Annotated in this window: 19 protein-coding genes and 1 pseudogene; 12 read left to right on the top strand and 8 right to left on the bottom strand. The window is 72.0% G+C overall.

From position 1 onward, the window contains the following. Positions 1-144 precede the first annotated feature (144 nt). From ACZ4VT_RS18120 to ACZ4VT_RS18110, 3 genes are all read left to right on the top strand, one after another. A complete protein-coding gene (locus ACZ4VT_RS18120; RefSeq protein WP_467950902.1) occupies positions 145-675 on the top strand; it encodes a helix-turn-helix transcriptional regulator in 531 nt (176 codons plus the stop codon). Further along, the gene (locus ACZ4VT_RS18115; protein ID WP_467950738.1) at positions 675-1,340 is read left to right on the top strand and encodes a glyoxalase; all 666 of its coding nucleotides are present in this window, start codon (positions 675-677) and stop codon (positions 1,338-1,340) included. Before ACZ4VT_RS18120 ends, ACZ4VT_RS18115 begins: the two co-directional genes overlap by 1 nt. Before the next feature lie 106 nt (positions 1,341-1,446). Further along, a complete protein-coding gene (locus tag ACZ4VT_RS18110) occupies positions 1,447-1,860 on the top strand; it encodes a VOC family protein (RefSeq protein WP_467950736.1) in 414 nt (137 codons plus the stop codon). A 537-nt stretch (positions 1,861-2,397) separates the two neighbouring features. Here the strand turns inward: ACZ4VT_RS18110 and ACZ4VT_RS18105 are convergent. Further along, on the bottom strand, positions 2,398-2,601 hold the full coding sequence (locus ACZ4VT_RS18105; protein WP_467950735.1) for a helix-turn-helix transcriptional regulator: 204 nt from the start codon (positions 2,599-2,601) through the stop codon (positions 2,398-2,400). Continuing rightward, positions 2,598-3,017: a hypothetical protein gene (locus ACZ4VT_RS18100; RefSeq protein WP_467950733.1), complete on the bottom strand. Its 420-nt coding sequence runs from the start codon at positions 3,015-3,017 to the stop codon at positions 2,598-2,600. Before ACZ4VT_RS18100 ends, ACZ4VT_RS18105 begins: the two co-directional genes overlap by 4 nt. A 788-nt stretch (positions 3,018-3,805) precedes the next feature. Between ACZ4VT_RS18100 and ACZ4VT_RS18095 the strand changes: the two genes are divergently transcribed. From ACZ4VT_RS18095 to ACZ4VT_RS18085, 3 genes are all read left to right on the top strand, one after another. Further along, the gene (locus ACZ4VT_RS18095; RefSeq protein ID WP_467950731.1) at positions 3,806-6,427 is read left to right on the top strand and encodes a winged helix-turn-helix domain-containing protein; all 2,622 of its coding nucleotides are present in this window, start codon (positions 3,806-3,808) and stop codon (positions 6,425-6,427) included. A gap of 174 nt (positions 6,428-6,601) precedes the next feature. Further along, a complete protein-coding gene (locus ACZ4VT_RS18090; protein WP_351300711.1) occupies positions 6,602-6,799 on the top strand; it encodes a hypothetical protein in 198 nt (65 codons plus the stop codon). 258 nt (positions 6,800-7,057) lie between these two features. Continuing rightward, the gene (locus ACZ4VT_RS18085) at positions 7,058-7,426 is read left to right on the top strand and encodes a DUF7144 family membrane protein (RefSeq protein WP_467950729.1); all 369 of its coding nucleotides are present in this window, start codon (positions 7,058-7,060) and stop codon (positions 7,424-7,426) included. A gap of 27 nt (positions 7,427-7,453) precedes the next feature. Here the strand turns inward: ACZ4VT_RS18085 and ACZ4VT_RS18080 are convergent, their stop codons facing one another. Genes ACZ4VT_RS18080 through ACZ4VT_RS18070 form a run of 3 tightly spaced genes read right to left on the bottom strand, consistent with a single transcriptional unit; the run spans position 7,454 to position 10,291 of the window. After that, positions 7,454-8,287 carry a ribonuclease BN gene (locus ACZ4VT_RS18080; RefSeq protein ID WP_467950727.1) on the bottom strand — a complete coding sequence of 278 codons (834 nt, stop codon included), beginning with the start codon at positions 8,285-8,287 and terminating at the stop codon, positions 7,454-7,456. Positions 8,288-8,330: 43 nt separating this feature from the next. After that, a complete protein-coding gene (locus ACZ4VT_RS18075; RefSeq protein WP_467950725.1) occupies positions 8,331-9,449 on the bottom strand; it encodes a carboxylate-amine ligase in 1,119 nt (372 codons plus the stop codon). Positions 9,450-9,451: 2 nt separating this feature from the next. Next, the gene (locus tag ACZ4VT_RS18070) at positions 9,452-10,291 is read right to left on the bottom strand and encodes a class II glutamine amidotransferase (RefSeq protein WP_467950724.1); all 840 of its coding nucleotides are present in this window, start codon (positions 10,289-10,291) and stop codon (positions 9,452-9,454) included. 249 nt (positions 10,292-10,540) lie between these two features. Here ACZ4VT_RS18070 and ACZ4VT_RS18065 point away from each other — a divergent pair, with 249 nt between their 5' ends. The 5 genes and pseudogenes from ACZ4VT_RS18065 (at position 10,541) to ACZ4VT_RS18045 (ending at position 14,580) form a co-directional block, all read left to right on the top strand. Then, the gene (locus ACZ4VT_RS18065; protein ID WP_351582874.1) at positions 10,541-10,816 is read left to right on the top strand and encodes an isoamylase early set domain-containing protein; all 276 of its coding nucleotides are present in this window, start codon (positions 10,541-10,543) and stop codon (positions 10,814-10,816) included. 58 nt (positions 10,817-10,874) lie between these two features. Then, positions 10,875-11,501, top strand: coding sequence for a glyoxalase (locus ACZ4VT_RS18060; RefSeq protein WP_467950722.1), 627 nt, complete (start codon positions 10,875-10,877; stop codon positions 11,499-11,501). A gap of 136 nt (positions 11,502-11,637) precedes the next feature. Next, positions 11,638-11,892: pseudogene (locus tag ACZ4VT_RS18055) on the top strand (WCX domain-containing protein); the annotation flags it as partial. 213 nt (positions 11,893-12,105) lie between these two features. Next, on the top strand, positions 12,106-13,428 hold the full coding sequence (locus ACZ4VT_RS18050) for a serine hydrolase domain-containing protein (protein ID WP_467950901.1): 1,323 nt from the start codon (positions 12,106-12,108) through the stop codon (positions 13,426-13,428). Between the two features lie 141 nt (positions 13,429-13,569). Next, the gene (locus tag ACZ4VT_RS18045) at positions 13,570-14,580 is read left to right on the top strand and encodes a hypothetical protein (protein WP_467950720.1); all 1,011 of its coding nucleotides are present in this window, start codon (positions 13,570-13,572) and stop codon (positions 14,578-14,580) included. A 20-nt stretch (positions 14,581-14,600) separates the two neighbouring features. Here the strand turns inward: ACZ4VT_RS18045 and ACZ4VT_RS18040 are convergent, their stop codons facing one another. Further along, on the bottom strand, positions 14,601-15,032 hold the full coding sequence (locus ACZ4VT_RS18040; RefSeq protein ID WP_467950718.1) for a VOC family protein: 432 nt from the start codon (positions 15,030-15,032) through the stop codon (positions 14,601-14,603). A gap of 140 nt (positions 15,033-15,172) precedes the next feature. On the opposite strand from ACZ4VT_RS18040, the gene ACZ4VT_RS18035 reads away from it, so the two are divergent. Beyond that, entirely contained in the window at positions 15,173-15,769 is a 597-nt protein-coding gene (locus tag ACZ4VT_RS18035; RefSeq protein ID WP_467950716.1) for a class I SAM-dependent methyltransferase, read from the top strand. Positions 15,770-15,773: 4 nt separating this feature from the next. On the opposite strand, the gene ACZ4VT_RS18030 is transcribed toward ACZ4VT_RS18035, so the two are convergent. Together ACZ4VT_RS18030 and ACZ4VT_RS18025 are read right to left on the bottom strand one after the other, a co-directional pair. After that, on the bottom strand, positions 15,774-15,953 hold the full coding sequence (locus tag ACZ4VT_RS18030; protein ID WP_467950714.1) for an alpha/beta fold hydrolase: 180 nt from the start codon (positions 15,951-15,953) through the stop codon (positions 15,774-15,776). A 171-nt stretch (positions 15,954-16,124) separates the two neighbouring features. After that, positions 16,125-16,769, bottom strand: coding sequence for a ScbR family autoregulator-binding transcription factor (locus ACZ4VT_RS18025; protein ID WP_467950712.1), 645 nt, complete (start codon positions 16,767-16,769; stop codon positions 16,125-16,127). Positions 16,770-16,963 lie beyond the last annotated feature (194 nt).

The following is a 16,963-nucleotide window of genomic DNA, read 5'->3' as shown; positions in this document are numbered from 1 at the left end:
CGGCAGTTGCCCGCAGCGGCGGCTGGTCGAGTTCGGCGGGCCGGTCCACATCACCAAGCCTCTGGGGTGCCCGCCGAGGCGGGCACCCCAGACGCCCGAAGACGCCGATGGAAACGGAAGATGAAAGACGAAGGGGAGGGTTGTATGTGCAAGCCTGAATGGCGGCGTGCCCGCGTCCAGGCACAGCGCCTGGCTGATCTCGCGCGGCTGCGCCGTGTCCGCGACCGGATCGACAGGGAATGCGCGCAGCCGCTGAACGTGGAGGCGCTCGCCCACGATGTGAACTTGTCCGCCGGGCATCTGAGTCGGCAGTTCCGGGCCGCCTACGGGGAGTCGCCGTACGCGTACCTGATGACGCGTCGCGTCGAGCGGGCGACGGCGCTGCTGCGGCGCGGCGACCTCAGCGTGACCGAGGTCTGCTTCGCGGTCGGCTGCGCGTCGCTGGGAACGTTCACCACCCGCTTCACCGAGCTGGTCGGCATGCCGCCCGGAGCCTTCCGACGCGAGGCGGCGCATGCGGCGAACACGGCGGCCGGCCATGCCCCCGCTGCGGGTACGGCCCGCGATGAGGGGTCGGCGATCAAGGTGGAGGGGATGCCGGCGCGCGTGGCGAAGCAAGTCTCAAGACCGGTCAGGAATCGAGAAGCCCCGGCCGCCGTGCAGCCCCTAGCGTGATGCTCATGGCGACCACCACTTCCACCGCAGCCCACACGTCCCTCGCGTCCGTCACCCTTGAGGTGGCCGACCCCGAGTCCGCCCGCCGCTTCTACAGCGCCTTCGGCGTGGGCACGTACATACGCCTGCGGGCGTCCGGGGCGCACTCCACCGGATTCCGCGGCTTCACCCTGGCGCTCACGGTGTCCGGGCCGGCCACCGTCGACGGCTTCGTCGGCGCCGCCGTGGACGCCGGCGCCACGGTCCTGAAGCCCGCCGCGAAGTCGCTGTGGGGCTACAGCGGCGTCGTCCAGGCTCCCGACGGGACGATCTGGAAGATCGCGACCTCGGCGAAGAAGAACCACGGCCCCGCCACCCGCGAGATCGACGATGTCGTCCTGCTGATCGGCGTCGAGGACGTGAAGGCCACCAAGCAGTTCTACGCCGGCCAGGGCCTGACCGTGGCCAAGAGCGTCGGCGGCAAGTACGCCGAGTTCGCCCCCGGTCAGTCCAGCCCCGTCAAGCTGGCGCTGTACAAGCGCCGCGCCCTGGCCAAGGACCTCGGCGTCCCCGCCGACGGCACCGGCTCGCACCGCATCGTCCTCGGCGGCACCGCCGACACCTTCACCGACCCCGACGGGTTCGTCTGGGAGGCTGCCGCGTCGCCCGCCCCCACGCCGTCCTGACTTCCGGCCCTGCCCTACCGATTGACCGGCGAACACGCGCCGGTGCGACAGCCGGGCCCTGCCCGGACGTCCGGTACGCATACCTCTACAGCGCAAGGAGCAAGACATGAAAGCGCACGTCAGCTCGATCCTCCTCGGGGTCCGGGACATGGACCGGGCCAAGCGGTTCTACACCGAGGGGCTCGGCTGGAAGATCCAGAGCGACTTCGGCATCTCGGTGTTCTTCGAATCGGACGGCGCCTCGCCGGTCGGTTTCTACAGCCGCGAAGGCCTGGCCGACCAGGTGGGCACGGACCAGGAAGGCAGCGGCTTCAGCGGACTGGTTCTGACCTACGTCGTCCGCAGCGAGGCACGGGTCGAGGAGATCATGGCGGAGGCCCAGAAGGCCGGCGCCACGATCCTCAAGCCCGCCGGTGCTCTGCCGTGGGGCGGGTACGGCGGCACCTTCGCCGACCCGGACGGCTACATCTGGAGCCTCGGCTACAGCGCCCAAGGAACGGACCAGCCCTACGCGGAGTAGCCGCGATCCCTTGCCTCATTCATGCGCGGCCGCCACCTGCTCGGCCTCAGCAACGCCAACCGGCAGGCCGCAGGTGTCGCGATCGGCGACGAAGCCAGCCGGCCGATCCACCCCACGGGCCGGTTGCCATGTGGCGGGCCTGCGGCCCCGTCCGGCGGCAGAGCCGCCGTCACCCACCCGGCCTTCTCCCCGCGGCATGACGAAACGGTCACGGACCGCCACACCGGGCGAGCCGGTTCGTTGGACCGGCATGGAGCAGCAAACCGTTTCGCCTCCGCAATGGACCCGGTTCGTCCGGCCGGCGCGGGAGTCATGGCAGGTATCCCAGACTCCGGTCTACGACTCTGTTGAGCGGCAGTGGCTCGCGGAGGGCCGGGAAGTGCCCCGCCGTCCGGGTCTGCCGGTCGGCGGCCGACGGCCGACGGCCACCGACGACCTCTCTCACCGTGGCTGAGCAGCGAGCCGCCGGGTGGCTGCCGTCGTCTGCGCCGCCGGAGCCCGCGCGCAGTCACTGCCGCAGCTGGCGGTCGGTGTTTGTCAGTGCGTGTCTTCGTCGGGCGAGAAGAGGTTCTCGATCGGTTCGCCGAAGAGGGCGGCGATCTTGAATGCGAGGGGCAGGCTGGGGTCGTAGCGGCCTGTTTCGATGGCGTAGACGGTTTGGCGGGATACGTCGAGGCGGTCGGCGAGGTCGGTCTGGCTCCAGCGGCGTACCGCCCTCAGTTCCCTGAGCCGGTTCTTCACCGGGTTCGCGGGGTCTTGAACAGCAGGGCCGCGATCCAGACCAGGATGCTTGCGAGGAAGCTGATCTGGACCAGCCGGCGCAGGTCGCCGACCCCGGCCGCCTGGAGGAGCCCGACGGTGTAGAGCGCCATGATCAGCACACCGAACCCGATCGCCAGGGCTTCGAGCTGGCAACGACGCTGGTATTCATCCGCGCGGCGCAGGCTCCTGATGACGGCCCGGACGATCCACAGCCCGGGGGCGAGGTTCAGCAGCGACCAGAACAGTTTTGCCGAGTCCGCCGCACCGAAGAGGCCGAACTCCGCGATCACACTGAGCAGTCCGAGGGCGATGACGGCCGGCAACCAGTCGACGAACCACGCGCGGGTGCGGACCGTGTCGCTTCGGCTCTGACGGTTCTCTGATGATTTCCCCATACGGCAAACGTAAAGGGACCTTGTCTCAATGTAAATGGTCCTTGTCAGGGAAGGTGGTGGGGCCGCCGCGGTACCGGCCACGGGCGCTACCTGCCCCGGTCCCGTCGAGGCCGCAGGGCCGATTGCCCGCGGCGGAGCCCTCCCCGGTGCCGCCGTTACAGGCACCCGCCGCCCCAGGTGCGCCGCCAGCTGGTGACGGCCCGCCGTGCCCTGGAGGGGGCCAACCGCGTCTCGCCCCCAGCAGCGCTGAGTTGCGGGGCCCGGTAACCAACCGTGCTGATCGTTGGGCCTCCGGGTGTGGGTGTGTGCAGGGGCGGGGCAGGGGCGCAGACGGGAGCCGGCCGGACCGTGTGCGTCGGCGTGTCCACCGGACCCGCGACGCGGGGCGGTGCGCCGCCCGGCCGGGCGGTCATCGGGCCGACGTACCGGTGACGGGCGTCGGAGGAGGGCCGCCCGGTCGACGTGCGAAGGGCTCCCGGGCGGACCTCCCTCCCCAGGCTGCCCTGTCACCGGCCGAGGCGGGGTGAACGCGGCCGGAGCCTGCGCCGAACGGGACTCACCCGGATCGGGTGACACGACTGGTGATCACCAGTGATCACGGTTTGAGTGGGGGGCGCGGGCCGGCCGCGGTCCGCACCCCCGCAGACCCTGACCCGAGCCCATCTGACACCGGTGACCGCATGGAGAAGGCCGCAGAAAACCCCGTAGAGAACCCCGCAGAGAACCCCGCAGGGCCCGATTCACCCGCGCCTGCGCCGTACGGGAGCCCGGCACCGTCCGGGGACCCGATGCTCACGGCGCGCTTCGCCGTTCCGGCCGTACCGCGGCTCCTCGTGCACCGGCCCGAGCTGCTGAAGCGCATGACGGCCGGGGTACGGGGGCCGCTCACCCTCGTCAACGGTCCGGCCGGTTCGGGCAAGACGGTGCTCGCCGCCCACTGGGCGGCCGGCGGGCTCGCGCCGCGTCCCCCCGTATGGCTGACCGTCGAGCCGGGCGACGCCCCCGGCGCCCTCTGGGCGTACGTCCTGGAGGCCCTCCGCCGGGGCGGGGTGGCGCTGCCGGACGGGGTGGGCAGGCCCACGCGGGCCGAAGGAGTGACCCGGTCGTTCCTCGTCCGTCTGGCGGACGGGCTCGCCGCGTCGGCGCGGCCCGCGGTGCTCGTGCTCGACCAGTTCGACACGGCCCGGCCGCCCGAGGCGATGACGGAGGGACTGGACTTCGTACTCCGGCACGCGTCCGGAGGCCTGCGCATCGTGCTCACCGGCCGCACGGACTCGCTCCTGCCGCTGCACCGCTACCGGGCGGCCGGTGAGATCACCGAGATCCGCCAGGCGGACCTGAGGTTCACCCACGAGGATGCCGAGGCGCTGCTGGCCGAGCACCGGCTGAAGGTCTCGCCGGAGGGGATCCGGCTGCTGGTGGAGCGGACCGAGGGGTGGGCGGCCGGGGTACGCCTGTGCGCCCTGGCGATGCAGCACAGCGCCGACCCCGAGACGTTCCTCCGCCAGTTCGCCGCCGACCGCACGATCATCGCCGACTACCTGCTCAAGGAAGTGCTCGACGCCCAGCCGCCGCCCACCCAGGACCTGCTGCTGCGGGTCTGCGTCACGGACCGCCTCCACCCGGACCTCGCGGACGAGCTGACCGGGCGCGACGACGCAGCCCGGACCCTCGCCGGACTGGCCCGCGACAACGCCTTCCTCGAACGGATCGACGCATCGGCCTGGTACCGGCTGCACCCGCTGTTCGCCGAGGTCCTGCGCGCGCACCTCAGGCAGCGCTGTCCCGGCCTCGAGCCCCGGTTGCACGGGCGGGCGGCGCGCTGGCTGGCCCGGACGGGGCGGCTCACGGAAGCGGTCGTCCAGGGTGCGGCGGCCGGTGACTGGCCGTTCGCGGCGGCGCACCTGGTCGACAACCTGGCGATCGGACGGCTCTTCACCGGCCTGGAGGCCGATCAGCTGGGCCGGGCGTTCGCCGGCATGCCGGCCGACCAGTCGGGCGCGGCTCCCGCACTGGTCGACGCGGCCTGCCGGCTGGCCGAACGGGACCTCCCCGGATGCGAGGCCGGGCTGCGGCGGGCGGACGCGCACCTGGGCCCCGACTCCGGCCCGGCGGCGAGGCTCGGCCGCGCCTTCCTCGGCGTACTCGCGGGGCGGCTGGCGGACGACCTGACGGCCACCGAACGGGCGGCGTCCGACTTCGGCAGGCTGCTCCCCGAGCTGCCCCCGCACCTGCTCGCCGAGCGCCCCGAGATCCGCGCCCTGGTGTCGGCGGCCCTCGGCGCGGCCGAGCTCGGCGCCGGACACCTCGACCGCGCCGCTTCCGCCCTCACGTCCGCCGTCGACGCGTGCGCAGAACCCGGTACGGAGTACCCGCTCTGTGACGCGCTCGGCTCACTGGCCCTGACCGAGCTGATGCGCGGCCGGCTGCGGCAGGCCGCGCAACGTGCCCGCGCCTCGCTCGCCGTCGCCGAGCAGTACGCACTGCCGACCGGGCGCCGGACCGGTCTCGGCCACCTCGCCCTCGCGGGCGTCGCCGTGGAGCAGGACGACCTGGCGGCCGCCCGGTGCCACCTCGACCTGGCGACCGCGGAGGCGGGGACCCGTCCGGAGCCCGTGGCCGCGGTGGCGGCCGCCGTCATCCGCGCCGGGATCGCGGCGGCCGGGGGCGACGGGGAGGCCGCGCTCGCCGCCCTCCGCACGCTGCGGACGGCCGGGGCTCCCGTACGGACGCACGCCTGGGCGATGGCCGGGCTGGCCGTGGCCGAGTCGGCCGCGCACCTGGTACGCGGTGACGCCGCGGCGGCCCTGCGGGTCCTGGACGCGGTGGACGCCGGGGACGGAGAGCGCCCGGCGCACCTGGTGGCCCGGGCCCGCGCCCTGCTGGCGGCCGGCCGCGGCGAGGACGCGGCGCGGGCGCTGGCGGGCCTGCCGGACGACGACGGTGCCACGACGCCCGTACGGGCACGGGCGCGCCTGCTCCGGGCGCAGATCGCAGCGGCCGACGGCGACCCCGAGGAAGCCCGCCGGCGGCTGGGGGAGGCGCTGGGCCTCGCCCGGCCGGAGGAACTGCGCCGGATGTTCACGGAGAGCGGCCCCTGGGTCCGCCGGATCCTGAGCCGGGACCCGCAACTGGCACGGCTGCACGACTGGCTCCCCTCCCGCACCCCGGTCCGTGCCCCGGCGTCGACGACCGGCGGGCAGCAGCCACCCGTCGTGGAGCCGCTGAGCGAGCGGGAGACCGAGGTGCTGCGCAAGGCCGCCGAACTGCTGTCCACCGAGGAGATCGCCGCCGAGCTGTACCTGTCGCCCAACACGGTGAAGACCCACCTGAAGAGCATCTACCGCAAGCTTTCCGTCACCCGGCGCAGCGAGGCCGTCCACCGGGCCCAGGACCTCGGGATGCTGTGAGCAGGTCCGCCCGTCCGGCGGTCGCAGGTGCGCCGGCCTTCTCGCCCGTACCGGGCGATGCCGAGCCACCGGGCGGGGCCGACGATGAGGAGGGACGAAGGCCGGGAGCGGGCAGAACGCCGGTTCCGCTTCCCGCCCGACTCCTGCCCCGTCCCCAGAGGAGTGAGTGCTCTCATGCGCTACGAATTCCGCATCTCGGGCGTCGTGCCGGACACCCTCGCCGCGAACTTCCCCGAGCTCGACCGGATCCCCGTCCGGGAGCAGACGCTCCTGCACGGCAGCGTGACCGACGAGGCCCACCTGTACGGGCTGCTCACGCGCTTCCAGTCCCTGGGCCTGCGGGTGCTCGAAATGCGCCAGCTGCCCGCGTGACACCCCAGGCGCTCCCGGCGGAGCCAAGACCACCCGCTACGGGTGATCACAAGGACCTCCGCACCGGACGACACTGCGATGTGGGTGCCGATGCCTGTGACCCGGCCGAGCCGGAGCAGGACGGTCCGGCGCCGTACCGCCATCTGTGAGGTGAATTCCATGGGTCAGCCGACACCGACCGGGGGGAACTGGAACACCGGCCCCGCGCCGGGCAACGCTCCACTGGCTCCCGGCAGCCAAAACGACGGTGCGGGGAGCATGGGCACGCTGTTCGCCGCGGTGCTCCTCATCGTGACCGGGTGCCTCGCGATCTTCCAGGGCATCGCGGCCATCTCCAAGGACGACGTCTACTCGCGCATCGGCAACTACGTCTTCGAATTCGACCTGACGGCATGGGGCTGGATCCATCTCGTCATCGGCATCATCGCCGTGCTCACCGGAGTGGGCCTGATCGCCGGCTCGAACGCGGCCAGGGGCGCGGGCATCGCACTCGCCAGCCTCAGCGTGCTCGCCAACTTCATGTGGCTGCCGTACCAGCCCTGGTGGTCCGTCATCATCATCGCGATCGACGTGTTCATCATCTGGGCCCTGTGCACGAGCTGGACGCACACGCCCGCCACCGAGTGACACGCGGACAGCCCGTCTCGGCGCGCCTCAGCGACCCCCGTCCGGAGGGTTCGCGGGGCGCGCCAGTCCGTCGTGGAACAGCCGGCCGAGGAGCGCACCGCCGAACACGACGACACCGACGCCGACGAGCCAGGACTGGATGACGAGGACGGTGCCGAAGGGCCCGTACGAGACGGCGCTGGACGCGATCAGCGGTGAGAACACCAGCCGGGAGAAGACCCGGAGCCCGAACAGCCCGAGCATCGTGGCCACCGCCCCGGGGAGCAGGGCGGTCCACGGGACGCGGCCGCCGAGCAGCAGCCGCTGGGACCACCAGAAGAACAGGGTGCCGATCGCGACGGTGACGAAGCCGCGGGCGGGGGAGCCGTGCCACGGCGGGGAGATCGCGGACAGGTACAGGACGCCGATCAGCACGGCCAGCCACAGCACGTGCCGCCACCTCGCCCACCAGCGGGCCGGGGGCAGGTCCCATACCTTCTCGTAGCCGCTCTGCAGCGACGTGCCGAAGGACAGGCCGAACACGGTGAGCAGGGCGAGGCCGAACGCCGTCGTGGTCCTCCACACCTGGCCGGGCAGGGCGAAGAGCTGTTTGATCTCCACCATGGCGGGTGCGGACACCCCGAGCCCGTCACCGAGCCATTGGGCGAACCCCTGTCCGCCGGTGGCGTCCGCGGCGGACACGACGATCAGCAGGGGGACCAGGGTCAGGAACCCGAGCGCGGCGAACCCGAGCGCGCGCTGCCACAGTTGCAGGTCCCGAACGTTCCCCCAGCGGCGGCCGGCCCGCACCCGACGGAGGGTGCTGCCTATCCGGCGGGCCGGCGACGGCTGCCCGGGTCCCTCGGGTCTGGTCGTGGACATGGCCGCTCCAGCTGCTGCTTCCCCACGGTACGCGTAGAGGCCGTCAGACGTCGGTCACGTGCCGTGCGAGGGCGTCCACCACATCGCTCAGCCTCCCGCGGCGCCGGTGGGCGGCGCGCTGTCCGGCGGCGCCGCCTCCCGCGGTGCGCAGGCGGTCGAGCAGGGTGTCGACGAGGAGCAGGTCGCCCGACGCGCCGAGTCCGGGTGCGGCCCGCTCGCGCAGCCGGTCGACCAGATCCCAGGCCGGAAGGCGTGCGCCGCGGCACGGATCCAGTCCGTCACCCTCCAGGCCGTGCAGGGCGGCGAGCCGGTGTGCCTCCCGTAGCCTTCCGCACTCGACGCACGGGGCCGGTCGGCCTTCGTCGATCTCAGGCAGCACGGTGGCCGCGAGCCCCCGCACGAGTGCGGCCAGAAGGCTGACGGTGTCGAGGTCGGCGTTCACGTCGGCGACCCGGATCTCGAGCGTCGGCACGTGTTCGGAGGGCCGTGCGTACCAATAGATCATCCGTCGGTCCAGGAGGGCGCCACACCGTACGAGGTCGTCGGCGATGCGCTCGTAGGCGCCTTCGTCCAGGACGGGGGTGGGGCCCACCGTGGGCCAGCGAGCGTGCGCGACCGACCGCCAGCTCGCGTAACCGGTGTCCCGTCCGCGGTCGAAGGGGGAGTTGGCGGCGAGCGCCTGCAGGACCGGCAGCCAGGGGCGGATCCGGTTCGAGAACTCCAGGGCCTGGGCCCGGTTCTCCACGCCGATGTGCACGTGGCAGCCGCACACCACCTGGTCGCGGGCCCCGATCACCGACGCGAAGCGGGTGGCCATCCTCCGGTAGCGTTCGTCGGGGGTGATGGTCAGCGGACGCTCCGGCGGGATCACGGGTGTTCCGGAGGCGAGGAGCAGGCATTGCTCGCTCTCCGCCGCCCTTCCGAGCTCCCCGCGCAGTCTGGCCAGGTCGGCGGCGAGAGCGGCCGTGCTCGACGTCGGTCTGGTGCACACCTCTACCTGGGCGGTGAAGAACTCCGGCTGGACCAGTGCGCCCAGCCTGTGCGCCGCCGCGGCGATGACGAGCGGTCCGCGGCCCACCGGGGCGCGGCTGCGGCGGTCCACGAGGATGAACTCCTCCTCCACCCCCATGGTCAGCTTCGGCGTCCGCACGCGGGAGGTCACGGTCACGGGGATTTCGGCTCGAACGGAAAGTAGTCCGTGTGCCGGTCGGAGGGGAGCACCGAATAGCTGGCCTCCGGCAGCTCGTTCCAGATGCCGGGCAGGTCGCCCAGCGGTTCCGAGACCACGATCCGCGTCTCGTCGGAGACCTCGCGGAGGTAGTCCAGTTCCGGATAGAGGTGTCGTACGGTGTCGGCGCGGCTGCTGTAGTACAGCGACCGGGAGCAGCCCTGGCTCGAATACCTGAACGCCCAGACCCGCTCGCCGTCACTCACCGCGATCGTCATCTGCAGCGGATTCGGCACCCCGTGCTGCCGTCCGAGATCCTCGACGAGACCCGCCATTCGGGCCACGGCGCCCGGAACGTCCTGGTCGAGGCCGAAGGTGACCGCGAGGTAGAACATCACCTCGGAGTCCGTGGAGCCCTCGATGGAGGGGAACAGCGCGGGATCGACCGCCATGCAGAGGTCGCGCTGCAGCCGGTGGAAGTCCGTGACCGCCCCGTTGTGCATCCACAGCCAGCGGCCGTGACGGAACGGGTGGCAGTTCGTCTGCTGGATCGCCGAGCCCGTCGAGGCACGGACGTGCGCGAAGAACAGGCTGGACCGCACATGGGCGGCGAGCTCGCGCAGGTTCCGGTTGTTCCACGCGGGTCCGATGTCGCGGAACACCGCCGGCGTGCCGTCGTCGTTCCCGCTGTACCAGCCGATGCCGAAACCGTCCCCGTTGGTCGACTCGACGCCCTCCCGCGAGCGGAGGCTCTGGTTGATCAGTGAGTGCTCCGGCCGGTAGAGCACGGCATCGAGCAGCATCGGCGAACCCAGGTACGCGAGCCAGCGACACATGCCACATCTCCTTCTCGGCTTCCTCCGAGCCTAATCCCGTGGATGTCGCGGTTCGCGCCGACGAACCGCCCCCGGGCCCCGAAGACGAACGGCGCGGGCGCGGCCGCGGCAGGAGCGTTCCGCGTACCTTCGGCTACGGATGGTGGCGTAAGGGTGATGCCGGGCGGCCGGCGGCGGCGTCGGCATGCGCGCGGCGGCTCCAGTGCCCAGGATGGTGGGATCCGACCCGCGTGCCGTTAGGAGCCCCCGATGCTGGAGCGCAAGCTGCGCAAGGACCGTACCCAGGTGACGTTCGTCCTCCCCGCGGACAGTCCGGCCGGGACGGTGAGTGTGGTGGGCGACTTCAACGATTGGCAGCCCGGGGTCCACACCCTGCGGCCGCGCAAGGACGGGAAGCGCGCCGTCACCGTCGAGCTGCCCAACGAGAGCACGCACTGCTTCCGGTACCTGGCGGCCGGTGACTACTGGTTCAACGACGAGAGCGCCGGAGACCAGGAAGGCTGCAACAGCCGTCTGCACACCTGACCGGATCGGTCAGGAATCGAGAAGCAGCGGCGGGGGAGCGGCGCCTAGCGTGATGGGTATGACTTCCCTCGCATCCGTCACCCTCGAGGTGGCCGACCTCACCGCCGCCGACCGCTTCTACACCGCCTTCGGCCTGGGCACGCAGGTGCGCCTGCGTGCCTCGGACGCGCCGACCAGCGGCTTCCGAGGTTTCGCGCTGGCGCTCACGGTGTCCCGGCCGGCCGACGTCAGGGCTTTCGTCGACGCCGCCGTCGATGCCGGCGCGACGACGCTGAAGCCCGCCTCCAAGTCGTTCTGGGGCTACGGCGGCGTCGTACGGGCCCCGGACGGGACGATCCTGAAGGTCGCGAGCTCGGAGAAGAAGGACTCCGGCCCGGCCACCCGGGAGATCCAGCAGCTCGTTCTCCTGCTCGGAGCCACGGACGTGGCCGCGACCAGGCAGTTCTACGTCGATCAGGGCCTCGTGGTGGCCAAGAGCTTCGGCCGCAAGTACGTCGAGTTCGCCGCCGGGCCGGGCCCCGTCAAGCTGGCCCTGTACGGGCACCGGGCCCTCGCCAAGGACGTCGGCGTCCCCGCCGACGGCACCGGATCACACCGCCTCGTCCTCGGCAGCGGTTCCGGACCCTTCACCGACCCGGACGGCTACGCCTGGGAGACCGTCGCGGCCCCGGCGCCCACCGCCTGATCCCTCACCCCGCGGTGTGGGTCTCGCGGTCACGGGACCGGTCGGGCGGCAGCAGGGCGGGGTCACCGGCGAGCATCAGGAACCGTGCGCGGCCAAGGCCTGGAGGTGACGTCGAGCGCGCGGACGCTACCGGGCACGGGTGACCGTACAGGGCCCGGCGGCAGCGGTGGTCGAACGGATCAACTTGGCGGTCGGCACGGTCGAGGCGCTCGACGCCGGCACCTGCGTTCTGGTCACCGGCGCCGACACGGTGCAGACCCTCGCCGTCCACCTGGGCATGCTCGACTTCGACCTCGACGTCACCGAGCCCGCGGAGCTGGTCACCCCCTCCGCGGGGGCCGCCGGCGACTGTGACAAATGTAATGGGTTGTCAAGGTGCCTCTGCATCTGAAGGTTGATGCCTGGTTCGTCCTGGCGGAGGAGGCCGCGTCGTGGGTACGGGGCGAAGAATCGAGGTGTCCCGGATCGCCGGGCCCCACCGGGCCGCCGGGCCTCACCGGGCCACCGACGAGGAGCTGCCGTGCCCCACACCAGTCCTGCCCACCGCCCCGCCGCGGCCCCCGTGCCGCGACTGCGCCGCATCGCCTCCGTCACCGCCGTCGCCATGGCCCTGCTGGCCGGCCTCGCGCCGGCCGCCAACGCCGCGGGCGAGGGCACCCTGGCCGCTCATGCCGAGGCGGCGGGCCGGCATCCCGACCGCGCCCCACTGCAGAGGAGGCTGAACGCGATCCACGAGGCGGGCATCTACGGCGCCTACTCCGCGGTCCGCGACGGCCGCGCCCGCTTCGACGGCGCCGCCGGCCTCGCCGATGTCGCCGCGGGGATACCGGCCCGCCCCGACCTCCGGCACCGCGTCGGCAGCGTCACCAAGACCTTCACCGCCGTCGCCGTACTCCAGCAGTCGGCGAAGGGCCGGGTGGGCCTGGACCGGCCGGTCGGCGACTACGTGCCCGAACTCCTGCCCGGCGAGCGCGGCCGCAAGGTGACCGTCCGCATGCTCCTCAACCACACCAGCGGAATCGACGACTACATCGCGGACGCCTTCCCCTCCCTCCAGAAGGGCGCCACCGACAGCCTGGACGACAACCGGTTCCGCACGGTGCGACCCGACGAGCTGATCGGGTACGGGGTGGCCCGGCCACAGCTGTTCGAACCCGGCACCGCCTGGGCCTACTCCAACACCAACTACCTGCTGTTGGGCGAGGTGCTCCGCAAGGTGACGGGACAGGACCCGGAGCGGCTGATCACCCGGGACGTCATCCGGCGGGCGGGCCTGCGGGACACCTACTTCCCCGGCACCGACCCGCACATCCGCGGCCCCCACGCGCGCATGTACGAGAACTTCTTCGGGCTCATCGACCCGCCGCGCGACTACAGCGTCTACAACATGACCTGGGCCGGCACCGCGGGAGCCCTCGTCGCCACCCCGCAGGACCTCAACACGTTCTACCGCGCCCTGCTGAGCGGCGACCTGCTGCCGAGCCGCCAGCTGGACGAGATGCGCACCACCGTCGAAATCAAGGACGAGACCGGAGCCGTCGCCCTGCGCTACGGCCTCGGCATCTACTCCCTGGACACGCCGTGCGGGCCCGCCTGGGGTCATGACGGGGGCGTCTGGGGCGCCGGCACGTGGGCACTGTCGAGTCCGGACGGCGCACGGCAGTTCGCCATCGGGTACAACCTGATGAAGTACCACCGCCTCACCGAGGACGGCACGGCCGTCGAACCGCACCCGGCCGACGCCGCTTTGAACGACTACAAGGACCGAGCCCTTTGCGGCACCACCGCGCCGCGCGCATCGGACCCGGCCGGCAAGAACCGTCCGACCGAGGGCCCGGCAACGGACGTCCCGGCCCCGGCCGTACCCCGCGCCCTGCCCCAGGTCGACGCGATCCCGCCCCGGCTGTCGGAGAGCGCCGGCCGCTGAGGCGGCGCGGCCGCGGTTCTCTGTGTGACGCAGGAAATACGCCGCATGGAGAACTGCGCCGGGGCGCGAACGTGCCTACGCTGGGAGCAGGCCGCCTCGGTGCGTGCGTCCCCGCACGCCTACCTAGGACGATCGATGCCCATGAAGCGCCTGGCAGAGTTGCGCTCGATCAACGGAATCCCCGCGCTCGCCACCGTGGCCGCGATGGCCGCCGCGTGCCTGATGCCCGGGTACACCGCGACCGCCGCTGCCGCTGCCGTCGCCACCGCCCCGGACGACGGTTCCTGCGCGACCTCACCGGCGGACAGCTTCTGGCGCGCCCCTGTGGACCGGCTGCCCGTGCACCCGAGCTCCGCCCGGTACGTCTCCTCGATCGGTTCCACCGAGCCCCTGCACCCGGACTTCGGGTCGGGGCTCACGGAAGGCGAACCCTTCGGCATCCCCATCACCGGCACGGACACGAACCTGCCGGAAACGAAGGTGACCTTCGACATCACCGAGGAAAGCGATACGTCGGGGTACCGGATCCCGTCGAACGCCAGGATCGAGAACGGTCCGGCGAGCAGCGGAGACCGCCACGTGGTCGTCTGGGACCGCGCCCTGTGCAAGTCCTACGAGCTCTGGAACGCGCGGCAGCAAGGGGACGACGCCTGGCACGCCGGATCGGGCGCGGTCTTCGACCTGCGGTCCAACGAACTGCGGCCCGACGGATGGACCTCGGCCGATGCCGCCGGCCTCGCCATCCTCCCCGGGCTCGTGCGCTACGACGAGGCGGCAGCCGGGCGGATCGACCACGCGATCCGCATCACCGTGCCGCGTTCGGACCAGAGCTACGTCTGGCCCGCGCGGCACCAGGCGGGCGCCGCGGCGGACAAGTCGCTGCCTCCCATGGGGCTGCGGCTGCGGCTCAAGAGTTCGGTGGACACCTCGCAACTGGCCCCACAGGCCAAGGCCGTGGCCGAGGCGCTCAAGAAGTACGGGGCCATCGTGGCGGACAACGGCTCGGCCTGGTACATCACCGGTGAGGAGAACGCCGGTTGGGACAACGCGCAGCTCGACGCGCTGAAGGGCTTCAAGGGATCGGACTTCGAGGCGGTCGACACCTCCGGACTCCAGCAGTCGCCGGACTCGGGCGCCGTTGCGCCGAAGTGATCCCCGAAGCGAGTCAGGTCTCAGCGTTCGGCGAGCTCCGAGGGGGCTTCCTGGACGACCCAGCCGTTCCCGTCGGGGTCGGTGAAGGTGAGGAAGGAGTTCCAGGTCCCGCCCTTGCCTTCCTCCCAGCCCGTCGCACCCACGTGGCGTACGGGGGACACGTCCACGCCCCGGTCCGCCAGGTTCCGGTGGGCCTCTTCGATGTCGACGACGCACAGCTGAAGGCCGTGGAGCGTGCCGGGCGCCATCGTTCGGGTGCCGGGCGCCGCCGGCATTCCCCGGAGCATGGCGATCGAGCAGCGGGAGCCGGGCGGCGTCATCTGGATGATGCGCACTCCGGGCGCGACCTCGTCGTCGAGGTCGACCTTGAAGCCGATCTTTTCGGCGTAGAAGGCCTTCGCGCGGTCCATGTCGGTGACGGGGACGGGGACCACTTCGAGCGTCCAGTCCATGGGTGCCTCCTTGGTGTGTCCGGTCGTGAGTGCCGAGCTGGTTCCACGTTCGCCCACACGGGCCTGCTCGGGCACGTCGAAACGCCCGTAAGCCTCCGACTTGACACGGCTGATCGCCCTCCACGTGTTTCCATGGCGACGTGGAGAGCATCACTCAGGACCTCCTGACCAAGGGGTTCGGCCGGCCCAGCGGGCTGCTCGGCCGGCTCGGCGGCCGGCTCATGGCACAGGGCAACGCCGCCACCGAGCGGCACGCCGTCGCCCTCGCCCGTCCCGCCGAACAGGAGGTCGTCCTGGTCGTCGGGCCCGGCCCCGGAGTCGGGCTCGAAGCCGCGGCCCGCCGCTCGGCCCATGTGATCGGCGTCGATCCTTCCGACGTCATGCTCGCCATGGCCCGCCGCCGCTGCGCGTCCGCCCTCGCCCGCGACCGGCTCCGCCTCACCGTCGGCACCGCCGCCCGCACCGGCCGACCCGACCACTCCGTCGACGTCGTGATCTCCGTCAACAACCTGCACCTCTGGCCCGACGTACCCGCCGGCCTCGCCGAACTCCACCGTGTCCTGCGCCCCGGCGGCCGCATGCTCCTCGCCGCCCACGAGAAGTGGCTCCCCATCGCCCTTCCCGCGCTCGCGCACACGGTCCTGGCGGCAGGCTTCACCTCCGTCCGCACCTGGACCTGGCAACCCCCGACCCGCATGGCGTCCACGGCGGCCCTGCTGAGCGCGGTACGCGCCTGAGGGCTCACCCTCGGCCGCCCTCGGCGCGATGGACGAGTGCGGCGATGCGGGTGGCGAGCTCGGGCCACAACTCCCGCGGAAGGTGGTGGCCCATGCCCTCCAGGACCACCAGCTCGGCACCCGGGACGGCGGCAGCCGTGGCGCGCCCGACCCTGACGTCGCAACGGCCACCGCGTCCACCCACGTCAGGCCGGGAGACAACCACTAGGGCACAGAACCTTCGCCAGCCGGACCGCCCGATGGCTCGAACCGCCCCCGGGTGACGGGTGACGGGTGTGGGCAGGGCGGCCTCGGCCACGCCGTGGCGAGCACCCCCGTGGTTCGCCACGGCGTGTGCGAGGCCGTCCTGAGCGGGTCAGTCGGTGGGGGGAGGTGAGGCGGGTCTGGGGGTGCCGGTGGGGTGGAAGCGGGCGATGCGGTGTGGGGGGACGATGGTGGGGAGGAGGAAGTTCCACAGGTCGGTGACGCGCGTGTGCAGGTCTTCGCGGCGGGTGCGGACGTGTGAGGTGACCTGGATGCCGGTGAAGGCTCCGACGAGGAGGGTGGCGAGGACCCGGATGTCGAGCGTGGCGTGTATGTCGCCCTCTTCCTGAGCCGGGGTCAGGCAGCCGCGGCAGGTGGCGATCCAGGCGTCGTACGGGGTGGGGTCGGGGTTGGAGAACGCGCCGAACTCGATGACCAGGCGGATGCCGGCGCGGATGCGGACGTTGGTGCGCAGCCCGTGCGCCATCTGGTGGCTGAGGTCGATGACGGTCTGCAGGCCGGGGTTCTCGATGGCGGGGACGTGTTCGGAGACCTGGAAGTGTTCGTCCATCAGGGCGCGCGCGAGGGCTTCCTTGGACGGGAAGTGGAAGTACAGGGCGCCCTTGGTGACTCCGGCGTACTTGACGACGTCGCTGAGGCTGGTGCCGTCGTACCCGCAGAGGTCGAAGGCCGTGGCCGCGCCGTCGAGGATGGCTTGGCGGGTGATCTCGGCCCGCTCCTGTCTGGCCCTCGTCACGTCCTCGCCCCCAGGTCGCTGTCGTCGAGCGGTGTTCGCCGTGGTGTGGTGTGCCGCCAATGTAGACCGGCCGCCCGAAAGAAAACCAGTCGACAGGTACTTGTTTCGCGGGGCGGGGGAGCGGTTCGGGGAGTTGTGAGGGTTTTTGCGTAACGGCATTACGTAGGCGGTGAGTTGAAGCCGCGTCCGCCGGG

The sequence above is a fragment of the Streptomyces sp. NPDC029164 genome, from assembly GCF_055563995.1.
The sequence above is the reverse complement of the archived record's forward strand: the minus strand, read 5'-3'. Positions and strand labels throughout refer to the sequence as shown.